The following is a 16829-nucleotide window of genomic DNA, read 5'->3' as shown; positions in this document are numbered from 1 at the left end:
AATTCAAAGAGAGTCGAGACCTGTCATTAGGTGGAATGCACAATGAAGTTAAGTGAATTAAGTCCGGGCGATTTCGCCAGAATTTCTCAGGTAGGGCAAATTGATCTACCCGCTGTTGTAAAACGTAAACTCCTTTCGATGGGGATCACTCCAAATACTCGATTTTCTTTGATCCGCAGGGCGCCGATGGGCTCTGGCGTAGAATTAGATATCCGAGGCAGTAAATTATGCATGCGTCGCGATTTAGCAGATATTATCGAGGTCGAAAAAGCGAATGGATAAGCAATTTAACTGCGTCACCGTCGGTAACCCAAATGCGGGTAAATCGACACTTTTTAATGCCCTTACTGGCTCCAACCAGCAAGTTGGTAATTGGTCTGGTGTTACGGTTGAGAAGAAAACAGGTCAATTTGCACTGCAAGGTACCGATGTATTTCTAACCGATCTCCCGGGTATTTATGATCTGCTACCCGCGGGCAACAGTTGTGACTGTTCGCTGGATGAGCAAATTGCGCAGCAATATTTGGCAGACCAAGCTATAGACGGCATTATTAACCTGGTTGATGCGACCAATATTGAACGTCATCTATACCTTACCGTCCAATTGCGAGAACTAGGCATCCCTTTAGTTGTAGTGTTAAACAAAATCGATGCTGCCGTGAGTCGCGGTATTCATATTGATGTCGCACAGATGAGTAAAGAGTTAGGCTGTCCCGTAGTTGCTGTTTGCTCTCGTGATGAACAAGATATTGATAAAGTGAAGCAGCAGTTTGTTGCTTTGCTCGATGGCAAGGTATCTGAAGCACCTTTGATACTAGATTACGATAAAGAGATTGAATCTGGGGTTACTAATTTACTTGCACAAGATGAACAGTTGAGTCGAGGTCGCGCGTTGGCGATGCTCGCCAACGGTTTAGGCTGTGGTAAGTGTAAAAATAGCCAGATGAGCAATGAAGTAGAACAATACTCTCAAGCATTATCTAATCAAGGTAAAGATATTGAGATAATGGTGGCGACAACCCGTTTTAATTTTGTTGAACAGGTCTTTAGTGGTTCAGTAAAAAGCGATAACGCAGAAACATTAACCGACAAGCTGGATAAAGTTGTCTTGCATCCAATCGCAGGGATCCCTGTATTCCTGTTTGTGATGTATTTAATGTTTATGTTTAGTATCAACGTGGGTAGCTCGTTTATCGACTTTTTCGATATTACCGCAGGAGCCATTTTTGTTGACCACTTCGGCGCACTGATGAGCAGCTTGGGCTCACCAACTTGGCTGGTGACTATTGTTGCTGGCGGTGTTGGCTCGGGTATTCAAACGGTAGCGACATTCATTCCGGTTATCGCAGCTCTTTTCTTAGCGCTTTCAGTGTTAGAGGGCTCGGGCTATATGGCTCGCGCCGCCTTTGTGGTTGATGGTTTAATGCGTCGTATTGGGCTACCTGGCCGTGCTTTCGTACCTATGATTGTTGGCTTTGGTTGTTCAGTACCGGCCATTATGGCAACGCGCACACTGGGTAGCGAACGTGAGCGTATCGTAACGGGCATGATGGCGCCGTTTATGTCTTGCGGTGCACGTCTTCCTGTATATGCATTGTTTGCAGCAGCCTTCTTCCCGGAATCTGGGCAGAACTTAGTATTCTTGCTTTATCTGATTGGTGTTTTTGCGGCCATAGGTACAGGTTTACTGCTACGATCGACGTTATTACCAGGCACCAGCAGTGCGGTAGTGATGGAGTTACCGAGTTATGAAAAACCTAAGTTTAAGACGGTAATGACTCGAACCGGTAAGCGTACCAAGAGCTTTATCATGGGGGCAGGTAAGACGATTGTCATCGTGGTAACCTTGCTAAACTTCGCCAATTCCATTGGTACAGATGGCACCTTTGGCCACGAAGATAGCTCTGAATCAATACTGAGTGTGGCAAGCCAAAAGGTGACACCGTTCTTTGGCCCAATGGGTGTAGAGCAAAATAACTGGCCGGCAACTGTGGGTATTATCACGGGTATTTTTGCTAAGGAAGCCGTTGTCGGTACGTTAAACAGCCTCTATTCAGATGGTAGTACGGGCGATGAAGAGTTAGCGCCTTTATCTGAAACATTCAGCGAAGCGTTCGCGACGATCCCAGAGAACTTATTTGGTATTGCACTCGAAGATCCGCTGTCTATATCAGTGGGTGATGTATCTTCTATAGAAGCTGCATCTGCAGAGCTCGAAGTTGATACTTCTACCTTTAGTGCACTACAAGCTGGCTTTTCTGGTGTCACCGCGGCGTTTGCCTACTTACTATTTATTCTGCTGTATACACCTTGTGTTGCCGCTATGGGCGCATTGGTTCACGAGTTTGGCGGACGCTGGGCTGCATTTGCTGGGCTTTGGACCTTCGGTTTGGCATACGGTACCGCCACTGTGTTTTATCAAGGGGCGACGTTTGCAGAGCATCCGATGCAATCGAGCCTGTGGATTGGTTTCTTCATTAGCGCACTGGCCGTGTTTTATGTGTGGCTTAAGAAGAAAGGCAGAAAAACACAAACGATTATTCCTGGTATTAAAGTGATTACCGAATAGCGCGATTAGCGTATACTTAATGTGTATAAACAAAAGCAGCGATGAATCGCTGCTTTTTAGTCTTTAAATGGCTATGCTGTAACCATTCGCCCGTGTTTTTAAGCGTGAACCGTTGACCCAATTATGGATCTGTAGGATTATGCTTTTTCGCCATTAATCATCGTTCGCAAAGAGGAATTCCATGAGTCATGTGGACACTGAAGTACGTCCTAGTAACTTCATACGTAATATCATAGATGAAGATCTTGCCAGCGGTAAGCACAGCAGTGTGCATACTCGCTTTCCACCAGAGCCTAATGGTTTTCTTCATATCGGCCACGCAAAGTCTATCTGCCTAAACTTTGGTATTGCACAAGACTATAAAGGTCAATGTAACTTACGTTTTGACGATACCAACCCTGAAAAAGAGGACATTGATTATGTTCACTCTATTCAGGCTGATGTGCAGTGGCTTGGGTTCCAGTGGAGCGGCGACATTCGCTATTCTTCAAATTACTTTGATCAGCTGCATCAATACGCGGTTGAGTTGATCACTAAAGGCTTGGCATACGTTTGTTTTTTAAATGCAGAACAGACGCGTGAATACCGTGGCACATTGAAAGAGCCAGGTAAAAATAGCCCATACCGCGATACAACACCTGCAGAGAACCTCGCGTTATTTGAGAAAATGCGTAACGGCGAGTTCAAAGAGGGTGAGTGTGCATTAAGAGCCAAGATCGATATGGCATCGCCGTTTATGTGTATGCGCGATCCGATTATCTATCGTATTCGTTTTGCTCATCATCACCAGACTGGCGACAAGTGGTGCATATACCCTATGTATGACTTTACCCATTGTATCTCTGATGCGATTGAAAATATTACTCACTCGCTTTGTACGCTGGAGTTCCAAGACAATCGCCGATTGTATGATTGGGTACTGGATCATCTCGATGATTTCCAAGCACCTGACCGTACACGTCAGTATGAGTTCTCAAGATTAAACCTTGAATACACATTGATGTCTAAGCGTAAGCTAAATGACCTTGTGGTGCGTAATCTTGTCTCTGGTTGGGACGATGCACGTATGCCGACCATTGCAGGCTTTAGACGCCGAGGCTACACCGCCGCTTCAATTCGTGAGTTTTGTCAGCGCATCGGTGTGACCAAGCAAGAAAACATGATTGAAGTTGCCATGTTGGATGCTTGTATTCGTGAAGAGCTCAATGAGCATGCTCCACGGGCAATGGCAGTGATCAATCCGATTAAATTGGTGATTGAAAACTACCCAGAGAATCAAGTAGAGATTGTTCAAGCGCCGATACACCCGAGCAATGAAGAGATGGGTAAGCGCCCACTGTCATTTTCTCGTGAGCTATACATCGACGCAGATGATTTCCGTGAAGAAGCTAACAAGAAGTTCAAGCGCTTAGTACAAGGTAAGGAAGTGCGTTTACGTAATGCTTATGTCATTAAAGCTGAGCGTTGTGATAAAGACGTTGACGGCAATGTAACCACTATTTACTGTACTTATGACGATGAAACATTGGGCAAAAATCCAAGTGACGGTCGTAAAGTGAAAGGTGTTATACATTGGGTTGAGGGATCTACTGCTAAGCCTGCCGAGTTCCGCTTATATGAGCGTTTATTTAGCGCCGCTAATCCTGCTGCAGCAGAATCTGTTGATGAGGTGCTCAATGCACAGTCATTAACCGTTAAGCACGGTTTCGTTGAAGCTGGTTTAGTCGATGCCGCCGCTGAAAAAGCTTACCAGTTTGAGCGTGAAGGCTATTTCTGTGCGGATAGTAAAGATTCTACTAAAGAAAACCTTGTGTTTAACTTGACCGTTCCGCTACGCGAGACTTTCGCTTAAGTTAACCCATATTGAGCAATTTTGCTTATTGATCTAAAAAGCCGACATCACGTCGGCTTTTTTGTGTCTTCTACAAAGAGCGGGGCTAACTGGTATAGCTAACACGCAATGTAAGTACTATTGATACATGGGGCCGAAACCGACACTCCATAAGATCACGCTTGTTCCCATCAAGCCAACTAAAAGTACTAATCCAGCAGTGACGACTGAGCTGGCATAGATAAAGCCTTTCTCTTCGGGAATATTCATAATGATGGGCACGCCAGTGTAGAGCAGGTAAACCGAGTAGGCTAAGCCTGCTAGGCCAACAATCATAATGAACCATAGTGTTGGATATAAAGTGGCTAAACCGACCATAAATAGCGGGGTGGCAGTATAGGCAGCAAGTTCTAATGCCTGGGAGTAACTAGGGTCTGCATCAAAGGTTTTCGCCATCCAAAAAGCAAGATATGCCAGTGCGAATACGCCAGCTATAAGGCCAAAGTACATACCTGTAGACATGATGAGTGCACTATCAGTTGTTAAAAACTGACGCTCTCCGACGCCAAGATCCCAGCCTATTTGTGAGGTTGCAAAAAAGGTACAAATAGCGGGAATGAGTGCAACGATTAATATGTGACTTAAGCTACTTCGAAGTGCTTCGTGATTTTTTTCAATGGTGTGCCACTCTTCTTTTGGATGAGTGTAAAGCCCCATTAAGTGATTCAATATCATTATAGTTATCCTTGTTTAGCATTTAACTTTTAGATTAAATTGGCTCGCCAAACTGCAGACGAACTTTTTACAGCTCTGAGGCTATTTATTGAACAAAACCAACCAAGAGTCAAGCCAATCATTTTAAGCATAGGTGTTAAGCTAGGATTGTGCAGAGAATAACTGATAAAATAGTCAGCTTAATGAACAGAGCAAAGAGCCCCAGCATGCAGCAGTTACTTGCCCCTATTTATTCATTTTTAAAGTGTGAAACACCAGACAGTTGGATTGAAGAGGCCAAAAAGCCAGAGCAACTGAAAGGATTGCTCATTGATCATTGTAACTGTGAGCTTTATGCTAATGTGTGCAGATAAAGGGTTTAGTGAAGGCGTATTCATGAGTATTTTAACTAAAGTATATTTATATCAGCGATTTAGTAGTAAGGGGCAGGAAGGTGGGAGTTCATTATATCGGCAGGGTGAAGCCCAGAAAAGTTGGTTGTTAAAAAATCAAGATTGGGCTGTTGAGGCTGGACTTTATGAAGATAAAGCTATGTCTGGGCGTACAGGGGAGCACTTAAAAGGATCGCTCGGTCTTCTTGTTGATGACATTGAAACAGGTCTAGTTGAGCGTGGATCTATTGTGCTTGTCGAGCGCTTCTCACGGCTCTCTCGTATGAAAGTATCCGAAACTCAAGAGTTACTGCGGAGGATCTGGAAAGCAGGTGTTACCATCGTAACCGCAAAAGATGATGCTCGATATGGCCCTAAAGGGGAAGATGACCTAGGAATACAAGTTAAATTATTAGTAGAGATTCATGGTGCTTTTGCTGAATCTCAAAACCGTTCAGAACGAGTACTGGGTAGTTACAATAAGCGCAGAGATGAAGCTCGAAAAGGCGTTACCCCAAATCTTAGAAAGCCGTTCTGGCTTAATAAAAATGGTAAGTTAAACACAAACTCCCAAGTAATTAAGGATATGTTTGAACTGTATGTTTCTGGCAATGGGCAAAGAAACATATTGCGGATATTGAAAGAGAGGTATCCAGAGATTAAAAGAGTGCGGGAAATGAACCCTGCGACCGTCATGAAGTGGTTAACCTCTGATGTAGTGTTGGGTTATTGGTGGATTAATAAAGTAGAGAGGTACAAGGTTTACGATGCTGCTGTTGATGAGGCGTTGTTTTATAAGGTTCAATCTATCCATAAAAATAAACTGCACAAAAATGTAAACCCAAAACGTGAATGGCACATCAGCGGCTTGGTTCAGTGTGGTCATTGTGGAAAAGGCTGTTCGATACAAAAGTCGAAGCATTCATGGCCAGTGTTACGGTGTAGCCATAAACAACGTATGGGAGGGGATGCATGTCAGTCAAAAGGTACATATCCTTATTTGATACCTTACTACTTCTTTCGCTCACATTTAGAGCACTTCTATCTAGGTCATCTTCTTCAGAATACCCAAAGTAAAGAGGCGAAAGGCACAATTTCAATGCTTGATTTTGAAATAACTAAAATGAATGAAAAGATAGATCTGTTACAAAGCAAATTGGTCGAATCTGAAAACTCCCTTATGGACTCGATTTTTAAAATGCTCAGTAAGGCAAGTCAGACCTTGGATGGACTAAAAAAAGAGCGTGATGAAGCTTTGCTCTTAGTTAGTGGTAAAAATATATTTGATCTACAGAAAATTGAAGAAATAACCAAAGATGCTAAGAAATTTAACCTTATGTGTCAGCAGTTAGGTTACAAGATGGTTCTAAAAGAAGATGAAGTTTATGTTGATCATGAGGATGTTAGAAAATCAATAAAGTACCTTAGGTTTTCTAGAAAAGAAGAAGCATATATTATTGAAAAAAATTTCGCAGATATGGGAGATCTCTACAATGATAATGTCCAGATTTATGTAGGCGATAAACTTTTGAATGACCAAGAAGCAGATGAGCTATTTATGGACAAAGGAGAAATTACCCAATTGGATGCCAAAGTAAAGGCTATTGTTTACCTTTACCCTAAACAAGTGGTGATTAACTAAACATAAAGCAAGCTTGATAGGGGAAATACCTGCTCTAAGCTAGGCATTCAAATTTGTGGTTATTTTGTTAATAATCAGGATTGTTAAGAATAACTGACTAAGTCAAACAAAATATTATTCAAAATGCGATATCGTCTCTGCATTAGTTTGCTATGCAGTTGCATAGTAATTGTAGTGGTACGGTGAATTTGACCACTCATTTGTAGTTGAACTCACTCAGCATAGAAATTTTAATCCGAAACTCACTAATTAGATTTAAAGATCTAACTCGGAAATGCCCCAAAGTGAGTTGGCTCGTGATTTCGTCAACTCTGGAACCATAGTCTTTTGGCGTACAAAAAATCAAATTATGGATGACAGGCTTGAGCCAAAGGTTGGAGCATGTGTTATTCCTGTTTTCGAAAATGACACCGCTAAATTTTACTCTGACCCAATTAATTTAGATACGAAAGAAAGGCCACACAGCAGCAATATGTGCAGCCAATAGCTGTTAATGAACTAAGTTTGGTATTAATTCATCAAGTTCATGCACATCAAGCGCATGGAGCTTAGGGGCTATACTTTTTCTATCATTTAGAAAATCGATTCCCTGACTGAGTAACTTATCACCACCACAAACAACAAGATATTGTTGATGGGGTGTACGGTTTGCATCCAGCGCTGTATAGCCCAACTTCTCAATCGCAGTACCATTAACCTCTTGGTATTTAACGACTAACTGTATACTCCCATCTCTAGTATGGAGGAGGAAGTGCGCAGTATCCCTTTTACCATCAATAATACTTGGGTATCTCACATTCCGTTGATATGTAAAAGGCAATCCATCGCTGCTTTCTTCAAAGCCATTACCTTCAATCACACATGCCACATCATCTAACAGTTGTTGTCTAGACATTTGAGTTACCTCGCTTTATTTGATTGTGATAGAACAGAAGCAGCAAGCTGCTTAGTGTTACCGCTGTACTTGTTACTTCTCATCACAGTTGATGCTAAGGTTTCAACCTTTGCACTGGTTTGTTTAGAGTTAGATTTCTGCGCAAGGGCAGATGCAGCAAGTGTTTTGGCAGCTTTAGATGATGATGGATTGTTAAGCACCTTCGATGCTTTTGATGCTAACGATTTAGATGTAGACTTACGATTTATAGCCATGTTATTACTGTCCTATACCTAGGCAAAATAGTCTTGCCATTAACTTCTGGAAGGTATAAGCTCTGTTTTGAATGTGTTAACAGGCTCACGCTTCCATGAGGATCTCGACAATCCTTGTTAATAGCGCTGTTTGACGTCTATCACCCCTGACGTCTTAGTTGGGGGGTTCCACTCTCTTTTCTTTAATTGACCTCTATTTCCCATAATTTTAAAAACACAACATATAGTGCTTTTCTCTTAACACAAACACAATATATCACAGCTAAATCATTCCGCAAATAGATCTACACCCCTTAGTCTGTGGATAAGTTGTGAGTAAGTGGTTTAAAATGGGGTAAGAGAATAAGGTGTGGTTCTTAGTTGTTGTTTTTAATGGCTTTTACTACCTATCGCAAGTTGGTGAATATTTATACGGAAACTTAGCTTTATCTGTTTAAATCGGCGGTTGTTTTTTTTGAGGTCGTGCAAAGTGATTTTTTACGCTCTCTGTGGTGTTTTTTTATTTTACTGTAGGTTGCACTAATTAGTTATTAAAATTCGTTATGAGGCCTTACATGAATTTGAAGTCCAATTTTTGACGCTTTGAGGCGAGTTATTCACAACTGTATAAATAGACACTACTATACTACTTATGAAGAAGCCTTAACTTAGCGATAAAGGGGTAGTAGCGAATTGGGGCTTTTGAATAAACTAAGATACTTTTTCTAATCAATGTCAGACTAACTAGAGTGGTTGCACTAACCCACTTCTGTCCATCTACGTGTCGGTACGGGCTATCTAGGCTAACACGAATCAGTTCCTGAACTTGTTTGCTTTTGAGTGAAGCATGTGCGGATACTTCAGTGAGGGGCGCATGCACAATCCTTCCCCCAGTTCAGCATTCACAAAAACTGCGATGCAAGCCTCTGATACTAATTTTTTTAAACGGTCACCTGACGGTCGCTTAGAGGTTTCCTTGCTTTCTTTGTGTTTAAAAATTAAATCATGTAAATTTCGTTAGAACTATAAGTTGTAGCTTAATAGGATTAAAAGGAATGGTAGAGGCAGCACAAGAATGGAGTAAGAGCGACCTTATAGCTTTGGGGGCATTTGCGTTAGCCTTTGTAGGTTTCGGTGCAAATATCTGTATGTTCGTATGGTCTAGGCGTGTCAATACTAAGCAAGGTTTAATAAACGCAGAGTACGCCGAAAACCAAAATAAGTTGAATGTCCTACTCCTAAAAGAAAAGAAAGCTGAACTTGAGGATACAAGGTGCTTAAAAACGCTTGCGAAGGAGGAAAGTCTCAAAGCTAAGTTTGAGGTTGATATTAGTGTTACAGAAGACACTCAATTTCAAGTCATATTGAAGAACACTGGTAGTCATGATGCTATGGATATGGGGTTTTTCTTCATAGACCATCCAGCAGAAATCATACGTAATGGAGTAGAATATCTGCCCAACCATAAGTTAACTAATTTAGGTGAGGAAGCCGCTGTAGCAGTTAGATATACTCCTGATATGAATCGCCTTAAGTTCACTGTTACATGGTCAGATGGGCGTGCTGGAACACAGAGCAATACATACTCTACTGACGTTTCAGCATGCAAACCAAAAGTAATACTTAACCGATAAGGGTTTAAGTATCGTGACATGCTGTGAATATAGGAGGTAATATAGTGGGTGAAGAACCAAAACCTTACCTGGCTCCAAGTAAAGAAGGCTCTAGCGCTGCACCGAAAGATCCTAAGACTGAATTGATCAATGAAATTATCGATCGCATGAATGACCTATTTATTGAAGATGGTTTATCTGAAAACGATATGCTCAATTATGGCAATACGATTGCTGGGAAGATCTCTGAAAATGAAACGGTAATGGATCAGTTACGCAGCAACACCAAAGAACAAGCAATGCTGGGTGAGTTCCCTACATCAATCAACGATGCCGTTATCGAAAGTATGGATGTTCATAACGAAATGGCGATGAAACTACTTTCTAATGAAGCAGTAGCGAAAGGCTTTGCTGGACTGATGTTTGATGTGTTGATGAAGGGACTGGGGAAAAGTGATAATTCGATAAAGGCTAATTTATAGTCATGGAGTTTTATCAAGTTGATCCCTCATTAGAAAACTATTGGCGTTCAATTATCTTATTTGGGCGCAATGTGGCTGCATATAAGTTTGCTTTGGCAAAATCATTGTATGAGCTAAACAGGTCATCAAATGACCTTGTCACGCTAGAGGAATTGGCTGAACCGTTTAGTCATCACCTTTGCGAACACCTCAAGCATACCCCTAAGCAAATCACATCCAAATCAAGTAAGTTTATTGATAGTTGCGTGTCTTATAATGACGGACACATAAGTAAAGATGCTCTAATCAACTCAACAGTAAAACTCGGTTTTAATAATGTTATAGACGCATTCCACAATGTTAATAATTCAGAAATAGCACAACGGTTTTTTCTAGATGAACGGAAATCCCATAAAGGCATTCGCCTGACTGATAACTTTTTCACTTTATCGGAAAGTCAGCAGTTTGAGAGTTTTTCGAATGAAACCGAAGCCCGTTGGAGATTAGTTGAGCAAGGTTGGAAGATGGGCGTATCACGAAGCCTAATTTCGGTTGAGTACGATAAAGAGCTTAAAACATTATTCACCAGTGACAAAGAAAGGCGAGTTGATATCACCAGTTGCCGTGATAGTTTAAACGGCTATCAAAAGGGACATTGCTTCTATTGCTATGACCATATTAGTATTGATAGTGACTCACCAGCTCTTGCTGATGTAGATCACTTCTTCCCTTGGATGCTCAAAGACACTATTCAAAACGTGAATGGTGTTTGGAACCTCGTGTTAGCTTGTAAAATGTGTAATAGAGGAGAAAATGGTAAGTTTGCCAAGGTACCTAATATTGCTCTCCTAAGAAAGCTACACAAGCGAAATGAGTATTTCATTAACAGCCACCTCCCTCTTCGTGAAACTTTAATTCAGCAAACAGGTAAAAATGAGAGGCAAAGAGCTAACTTCTTACAAAGTCAGTATGCTGAAGCTAAACAAACAGCTATTCACGAATGGCATCCTGAAATTAAAGGAATAATTACTTTCTAATGAGTATTCAATATTACCAAGACAACGCTGATGACTTCTTTGAAAACACTATTGGTGTTGATATGGAAGAGCTATATCTTCCATTTGTGGATTTGTTACCCAATAATGCATTAATTCTTGATGCAGGTTGTGGTTCAGGACGAGACAGTAAGGCATTCTTAGATAAGGGGTTTCGAGTGGATGCGATAGACGCATCCAGCGAGATGGTTAAACGAGCAAGAATAGTGACGGGTTTAGATGTACAGCTAAAACGTTTTGACCAAGTTGATGATGTTGAGCGATACGATGCCATTTGGAGCTGTGCTTCACTGCTTCATGTTCCTGAAGGTCAGTTACTTGAAACTATAAAGGTGTTATCTCGCTCTCTTAAGCCTAATGGTGTTTGGTATGCGTCTTTTAAGTACGGAATCAAACAGCGAGAAAAAGGTGGAAGACTGTTTACTGACATGGATGAATGTCGCTTTAATTATCTTACTAAAAACTTAGTGGATTTGAAATTAAAGAGTCTATGGAAAACAACAGATAAGCGACCTGATAGGGATGAAATTTGGTTGAACATTATCATTAAAAAGTCACATTGATATATTGAAGTTTGTCAGAGTTCATTAGTAAAAAGGTGTGTTGAAAGTGGGTATAAAATCAGTAAGAATAAAAAATTTATTATCCTTTGAGGATTTTTCCATAGATGATTTCAAAGATATAAATTGTATTGTAGGTAGGAATAACTCAGGGAAAACAAACTTACTAAAAATAATTGATTACTTCTATTCGAAACTAAATGATGAGCAGAATGTTCCGCCACAGTTACTTTCAAATTATTCAGCAACTGGTAGCATAACATTAGTCTTTGACACTACTAAAATAAAGCATGTTGTAAGTTCAAAAAAAGACAAAAGTGATTACCAAAGAAATATATATAAATCACTTTTTAAAAGTGAGCAAGCTAACCAACTGGGCTACATAGTTAAAAAAAGTAATTTTTGGCGTAATACTTATACATACTCACTGACTCTAACTATTAATAAGAGTGGAGCAGTATACTGGTCTGACAAAGATCCAGCAGTTAGAGGAATTATAAAACGGATCTTCCCTTTTTATAGTGTAGATACACGCCGATTAGATTTGTATGACTGGAGTAAACTCTGGGGTATTGTTAGTGAACTTAAGTTTTTAAGTGCTAATAAACTTAATAAAGATGAACATATATCCTACATTGACTCAAAAATATCTCCTAAAAGTAATTCATATAAAGATTATGTACAAAAAATATCTTCGATAACTAAAACAACTCCTTATGAATATCAAGAGTTAATTCATAACTATATTAAGGTTGGGTTAGATGGGCATACATTTAATATAAATGGGAATAAATTAGATTCACAGTCCGATGGTACAAATTCGCATAAATATCTAGAAATGTTTCTTGACTTATTAATTGCCTTGACTCGCCGAGAGTATATACAACCTACAATTTTCGTAGATGAACCAGAAATAGGGTTGCATCCAAAAAGAAACGAGGAGTTAATTCAGCATTTATTTAATACTTACGATAGTTATAAAAGCAGAACTAATGATATAGAACTTGGTAAATACAAGACACCAAATCCAACAATAATATTCTCAACTCACTCTCCTAATATTGTAAAAATGGTAATTAAACTATTTAGTAGTGGTGGAGAACATAAAATAATACAACTTGTAAAAAACAATCATTCAACGGTTGCTAAGGAAATCAGCTCTCACTACAGGGATAAGCGGTTTTTAAATGTTTTTAGTGATAACGAAGCAAGATTGTTTTTTAGTGAGTACATTCTATTTGTAGAGGGAGAGACTGAGCTTGAAATATTTGGTAATCTAGCCCTTAATAATAAATTCAAATGTCTAAGGAATATAGACGTCTACCGTACAAATGAGGTTATGCTTAAGGCAATAAATCCTACTAACTCTAAACTTTCTATTCCATACCTTATTTTATACGATGCCGATAAAATGATCTCTATAAATAGTAATAATGGCGCAATCACTTTCTTAACGAAAGAAGTAAATTTACTGGAAGAAAGAGATAAATTTAAATTTTCCATATGGGGTACTGAAGATTACAAGTTAAAAAGATCATTGCTTGGCATGTTAGGGCAGGATGGTAAAGAAAAGGATTTAGTGGAAAGTAAAGCATCATTTAAACACTTTAGATACTATAACTTCATCAAAAGAATTAATAAGGTAACTGTCGCAAAATCAAAGAAATATATAACCAGCACAACTATAGAAGGAAGCTTTATTAATGATAAAAGTATCGGTATTTTCTTTTTATGGATAATTTCTGAATTTAAGAATAATACTTATGTTGGAGGGAAAGGTGATGCTGCTCAAAGGCTAGACGGATTATCAAGAGCCTTCAAAAAGAGCGGCAATGTTAAAACAGCTTATTTAGGGATATTTGCGCAACCTGTATACGAAGGAACGTTGTCAGCCTCGCAAACTCTATTTTCAAAAAAAATAAAAATAAAATATATAAGAACAATTATTAAAGAAATAAGAGATAAAGAATACAGTATAGAATACTTGATAACTATTTTCAGGCTTTTATTTGAAGGTAAAACAGACACTTTAGTTAGCTGCTCAAATTCAGCTTACCCAAAATTATCAAAAGAACTTAGAGGTGATGTTGAACTTTTTAAAGATGTTTATATGAAAAACTTTCCTTGTAAATTGTCGAAGACTGGAGGTTGGGTAACTAGTTTCCTCAATTTCAGTTTAGAGTATATGGAAAAAGGCGAAAAAAATGATAGTAGCTATAAATTTATTTCCCAATTCAGATACTATTTCCCTGAAATTAATGGTATTATCGATCACGTTTCTAAATCGATAGAATAAAGGGACTTGATTATTCAAGTGAGCGCTTGACGCTCCTAGCTCTGCTGAGTACTAGTTGTGATTACTTGGTCACACTGGTCACTTTTGAAGCACGAACGTGAAAAGATGTTCAATGTATCGAGATAGAACAATGATTAATGTAGATAAAGAATTTTTTACTGAACGAGTTATCTCTGGATATAGCAAGTTCAGCCCCCAGTCAGGCATACCAGTTATAGACCCTGCAATGGTTGTAGAGTTTAAATTAGGAAATAAGTTTGTTTACAAGTTAAATAATCATCATCCTGATACAAAGGTTCTTCTGAAAGTGCAGGAGAGACTAGTTGCAAACTTTTTATCTAATATACCTCTCAACGGCGCAGCTAAAGCTTATGTTGTAAATAAATCCTATTTAGACTTTCTTGAGCCTCATAGAAACAATTATTACTTCATGAGAGTTGATCTAAAAAATTTTTTCCATTCTATATCGAAGAAATTGATAAGAGATTCGTTTGGAAGTTATTTTTCTGATGAGTTTTTAGATGAAAAAATGAAGCAGAGAGTTTTAAATGGATTTGTTAATCTTGTGACATACCAAGTTCCTAAAGAATCAAAAAATAAAGTGTTTTCAGGGAAGAGCATTCTTCCGATGGGATTTAAAACATCACCTGTAATCTCTAATATCATTTTCAGGAAAATAGATATTATCATTGAAGACTACTGCTCTCAAAATGATATAATCTATACTCGATATGCAGATGACATGTTGTTTTCATCAAAGTCTAATTCTGAAAGCATTGATTTATCGCTTGATTTTATTTTATTTGGTAAATCCAAAAATAAAAAGTTTAGTTTTCTACATACAGACAGATTTATCCAAGAAATATCACTTATAGTTAATGTTATCGGGTTTAAATTAAACAAAAAAAAGACCGTGAAGGCAACCAATACTTTATCTCTAAACGGTTACACAATCGAAGGCACGAACTATTCAGATGGACAAGGTAGTATTAGAATCTCAAACAAAAAAACATATCTAATTGGAAAATTGATTCACGAATTAGAGCAGCACAAAACTGCAGAAGTAATTATGACAAAGCTGTTTGATTTTAAAGTCTCTGACAAGTACTTTAATTATAAACCAATAAAAAAAGAGCATGTAGAAAGGTATTGCAAAGATCAGATTTTAAATAAATTAGTTGGCTACCGCTCATATTTGATTTCAATCTTAAAATATGATGAGAAATATTATTGCATTGATAAAAAATCAACAGATAAATATAACAAATTGATTTCTGATATTGAGAGGTTAGTTTTAAGCATCCAAAATAATGTAATACTTCAAAATAATTAAAGTACTTTGCTCTCACTAGCCACACAATTATAATTAATCGGTATCACAAATACAAATATAGGAGGGCTATGTTTATCATTACCTCCCTTTATTTCTATCTATTTGATCGTTTCATCAGTATATGAAGGACAGGCAACTCAAAGACCCAACCACTAAAAAGCCTGAGCCGTTACTGACCTTTAAGTGTATTTGCCAAGCATTTACACCCTCTATTGCGCTTCGATGCTATTGAAGATTATATTGTTCGTAGTGATGTGGCAATGACTCACTATCGTTTGCACGAGAAAAGAGAAGCTGATTTACAGTTAGGTAATAAAGTGGGTGAAGAACCAAAGCCTTACTTGGTTCCAAGTAAAGAAGGCTCTGGCTCTGCACCGAAAGACCCTAAGACTGAATTGCTCAATGAAATTATTGATCACATGAATGACCTATTTATTGAAGATGGTTTATCTGAAAACGATATGCTCAATTATGCCAATACAATTGCTGGAAAGATCTCTGAAAATGAAACGGTAATGGATCAGCTACGTAGCAACACCAAAGAACAAGCAATGCTCGGTAAGTTCCCGACTTCAATCAACGATGCAGTTATTGAAAGTACGGATGTTCATAACGATATGGCGATGAAGCTACTTTCTAATGAAGCAGAAGCAAAAGGCTTTGCTGGGCTGATGTTTGATGTGCTGATGAAGCGGTTGGGTAAGTCTGCTAATAATATAGTGGAATGAACCTATTGAAATTGCCTGCTAGCTGATTTTTGAGTTCTTATACTAGCAGGCACTTTTTTAGGCAATTTAATTAGCGTATTCTACACACTTTGCAAAATTATCATTTAAATCAACGAGTATATCTTCCAAAAAGCATGAGCATTCGTTGTTGATTTCTGAGGTGGCTGAGAAAAGTGTTAAAACTAATTCATCTAACTCTGTCTCGATAGCGGTTTTTTTCATTAACTTAATGGCTTCATGTGCTCGATATCGAGATATTTCTTTATATAGGGATGCATTAGAGTAATCTACTTTATTATTTTCAGCTAATAGTAAATACTCAGTGATATCGTTGTGATTAAGCCACTTCCCAAAAGCTTGACTTACACCAAAAGCATTATGATTTTTCGCTAGTTTTGAATAGTATTTAAGGAAAGCTACTTCATTGTTTTTTATTGATTCGAGCCATGTGTTGAATAGTTGTTGTAGGTTGTTCATGTTAATTCTCCATTTTTGGGTAAAAGGAGG

At 38.6% G+C, this 16829-nt stretch carries 15 protein-coding genes and 1 pseudogene; 12 read left to right on the top strand and 4 right to left on the bottom strand.

The genetic code is table 11. The features are described from left to right. The first annotated feature begins 42 nt into the window (after positions 1–42). From L2755_RS09500 to glnS, 3 genes are all read left to right on the top strand, one after another. Positions 43–282 carry a FeoA family protein gene (locus L2755_RS09500; RefSeq protein ID WP_202285423.1) on the top strand — a complete coding sequence of 80 codons (240 nt, stop codon included), beginning with the start codon at positions 43–45 and terminating at the stop codon, positions 280–282. Further along, positions 275–2569, top strand: a complete 2295-nt coding sequence (feoB, locus tag L2755_RS09495; RefSeq protein WP_248980450.1) for a Fe(2+) transporter permease subunit FeoB — start codon at positions 275–277, stop codon at positions 2567–2569. Before L2755_RS09500 ends, feoB begins: the two co-directional genes overlap by 8 nt. Before the next feature lie 181 nt (positions 2570–2750). Continuing rightward, positions 2751–4421, top strand: a complete 1671-nt coding sequence (gene glnS / locus L2755_RS09490) for a glutamine--tRNA ligase (RefSeq protein WP_248980449.1) — start codon at positions 2751–2753, stop codon at positions 4419–4421. Between the two features lie 117 nt (positions 4422–4538). Here the strand turns inward: glnS and L2755_RS09485 are convergent, their stop codons facing one another. Then, complete coding sequence (locus tag L2755_RS09485; RefSeq protein ID WP_248980448.1) at positions 4539–5135, bottom strand: Yip1 family protein; 597 nt, start codon at positions 5133–5135, stop codon at positions 4539–4541. Between the two features lie 206 nt (positions 5136–5341). On the opposite strand from L2755_RS09485, the pseudogene miaE reads away from it, so the two are divergent. Then, positions 5342–5473 (top strand): annotated as a pseudogene (gene miaE / locus L2755_RS09480) (tRNA isopentenyl-2-thiomethyl-A-37 hydroxylase MiaE); the annotation flags it as partial. 37 nt (positions 5474–5510) lie between these two features. Then, entirely contained in the window at positions 5511–7148 is a 1638-nt protein-coding gene (locus L2755_RS09475; RefSeq protein ID WP_248980447.1) for a recombinase family protein, read from the top strand. 490 nt (positions 7149–7638) lie between these two features. On the opposite strand, the gene L2755_RS09470 is transcribed toward L2755_RS09475, so the two are convergent. Both L2755_RS09470 and L2755_RS09465 read right to left on the bottom strand, forming a co-directional pair. After that, complete coding sequence (locus L2755_RS09470; protein ID WP_248980446.1) at positions 7639–8043, bottom strand: PD-(D/E)XK nuclease superfamily protein; 405 nt, start codon at positions 8041–8043, stop codon at positions 7639–7641. A gap of 5 nt (positions 8044–8048) precedes the next feature. Further along, entirely contained in the window at positions 8049–8297 is a 249-nt protein-coding gene (locus tag L2755_RS09465) for a hypothetical protein (protein WP_248980445.1), read from the bottom strand. Between the two features lie 1034 nt (positions 8298–9331). Here L2755_RS09465 and L2755_RS09460 point away from each other — a divergent pair. From L2755_RS09460 to L2755_RS09430, 7 genes are all read left to right on the top strand, one after another. After that, the gene (locus tag L2755_RS09460; protein WP_248980444.1) at positions 9332–9910 is read left to right on the top strand and encodes a hypothetical protein; all 579 of its coding nucleotides are present in this window, start codon (positions 9332–9334) and stop codon (positions 9908–9910) included. Between the two features lie 44 nt (positions 9911–9954). Then, complete coding sequence (locus L2755_RS09455) at positions 9955–10371, top strand: hypothetical protein (protein ID WP_248980443.1); 417 nt, start codon at positions 9955–9957, stop codon at positions 10369–10371. 2 nt (positions 10372–10373) lie between these two features. Further along, positions 10374–11387: an HNH endonuclease family protein gene (locus tag L2755_RS09450; protein WP_248980442.1), complete on the top strand. Its 1014-nt coding sequence runs from the start codon at positions 10374–10376 to the stop codon at positions 11385–11387. Beyond that, entirely contained in the window at positions 11387–11968 is a 582-nt protein-coding gene (locus tag L2755_RS09445) for a class I SAM-dependent methyltransferase (protein ID WP_248980441.1), read from the top strand. The genes L2755_RS09450 and L2755_RS09445 overlap by 1 nt, the downstream gene beginning before the upstream one ends. 46 nt (positions 11969–12014) lie before the next feature. Further along, positions 12015–14261 carry a retron Eco8 family effector endonuclease gene (locus tag L2755_RS09440; RefSeq protein WP_248980440.1) on the top strand — a complete coding sequence of 749 codons (2247 nt, stop codon included), beginning with the start codon at positions 12015–12017 and terminating at the stop codon, positions 14259–14261. Positions 14262–14391: 130 nt separating this feature from the next. Then, on the top strand, positions 14392–15594 hold the full coding sequence (locus tag L2755_RS09435; RefSeq protein WP_248980439.1) for a reverse transcriptase domain-containing protein: 1203 nt from the start codon (positions 14392–14394) through the stop codon (positions 15592–15594). A 260-nt stretch (positions 15595–15854) separates the two neighbouring features. Then, complete coding sequence (locus L2755_RS09430; protein ID WP_248980438.1) at positions 15855–16322, top strand: hypothetical protein; 468 nt, start codon at positions 15855–15857, stop codon at positions 16320–16322. A gap of 66 nt (positions 16323–16388) precedes the next feature. Here the strand turns inward: L2755_RS09430 and L2755_RS09425 are convergent. Then, on the bottom strand, positions 16389–16829 hold a 441-nt coding region (locus L2755_RS09425; protein ID WP_248980437.1), incomplete at its 5' end, for a hypothetical protein.

The sequence above is a fragment of the Shewanella abyssi genome (assembly GCF_023284025.1).
GTDB lineage: Bacteria > Pseudomonadota > Gammaproteobacteria > Enterobacterales > Shewanellaceae > Shewanella > Shewanella abyssi.
The sequence above is the reverse complement of the archived record's forward strand: the minus strand, read 5'-3'. Positions and strand labels throughout refer to the sequence as shown.

Excerpts from the sequence above, each read along its gene's own strand:
- L2755_RS09485 (WP_248980448.1), bottom strand. The coding sequence starts at position 5,135 with ATGATATTGAATCACTTAATGGGGCTTTACACTCATCCAAAAGAAGAG.
- feoB (WP_248980450.1), top strand. The coding sequence starts at position 275 with ATGGATAAGCAATTTAACTGCGTCACCGTCGGTAACCCAAATGCGGGT.
- L2755_RS09430 (WP_248980438.1), top strand. The coding sequence starts at position 15,855 with ATGACTCACTATCGTTTGCACGAGAAAAGAGAAGCTGATTTACAGTTA.
- L2755_RS09435 (WP_248980439.1), top strand. The coding sequence starts at position 14,392 with ATGATTAATGTAGATAAAGAATTTTTTACTGAACGAGTTATCTCTGGA.
- L2755_RS09500 (WP_202285423.1), top strand. The coding sequence starts at position 43 with ATGAAGTTAAGTGAATTAAGTCCGGGCGATTTCGCCAGAATTTCTCAG.
- L2755_RS09470 (WP_248980446.1), bottom strand. The coding sequence starts at position 8,043 with ATGTCTAGACAACAACTGTTAGATGATGTGGCATGTGTGATTGAAGGT.
- L2755_RS09465 (WP_248980445.1), bottom strand. The coding sequence starts at position 8,297 with ATGGCTATAAATCGTAAGTCTACATCTAAATCGTTAGCATCAAAAGCA.
- L2755_RS09445 (WP_248980441.1), top strand. The coding sequence starts at position 11,387 with ATGAGTATTCAATATTACCAAGACAACGCTGATGACTTCTTTGAAAAC.
- L2755_RS09460 (WP_248980444.1), top strand. The coding sequence starts at position 9,332 with ATGGTAGAGGCAGCACAAGAATGGAGTAAGAGCGACCTTATAGCTTTG.
- glnS (WP_248980449.1), top strand. The coding sequence starts at position 2,751 with ATGAGTCATGTGGACACTGAAGTACGTCCTAGTAACTTCATACGTAAT.
- L2755_RS09475 (WP_248980447.1), top strand. The coding sequence starts at position 5,511 with ATGAGTATTTTAACTAAAGTATATTTATATCAGCGATTTAGTAGTAAG.
- L2755_RS09450 (WP_248980442.1), top strand. The coding sequence starts at position 10,374 with ATGGAGTTTTATCAAGTTGATCCCTCATTAGAAAACTATTGGCGTTCA.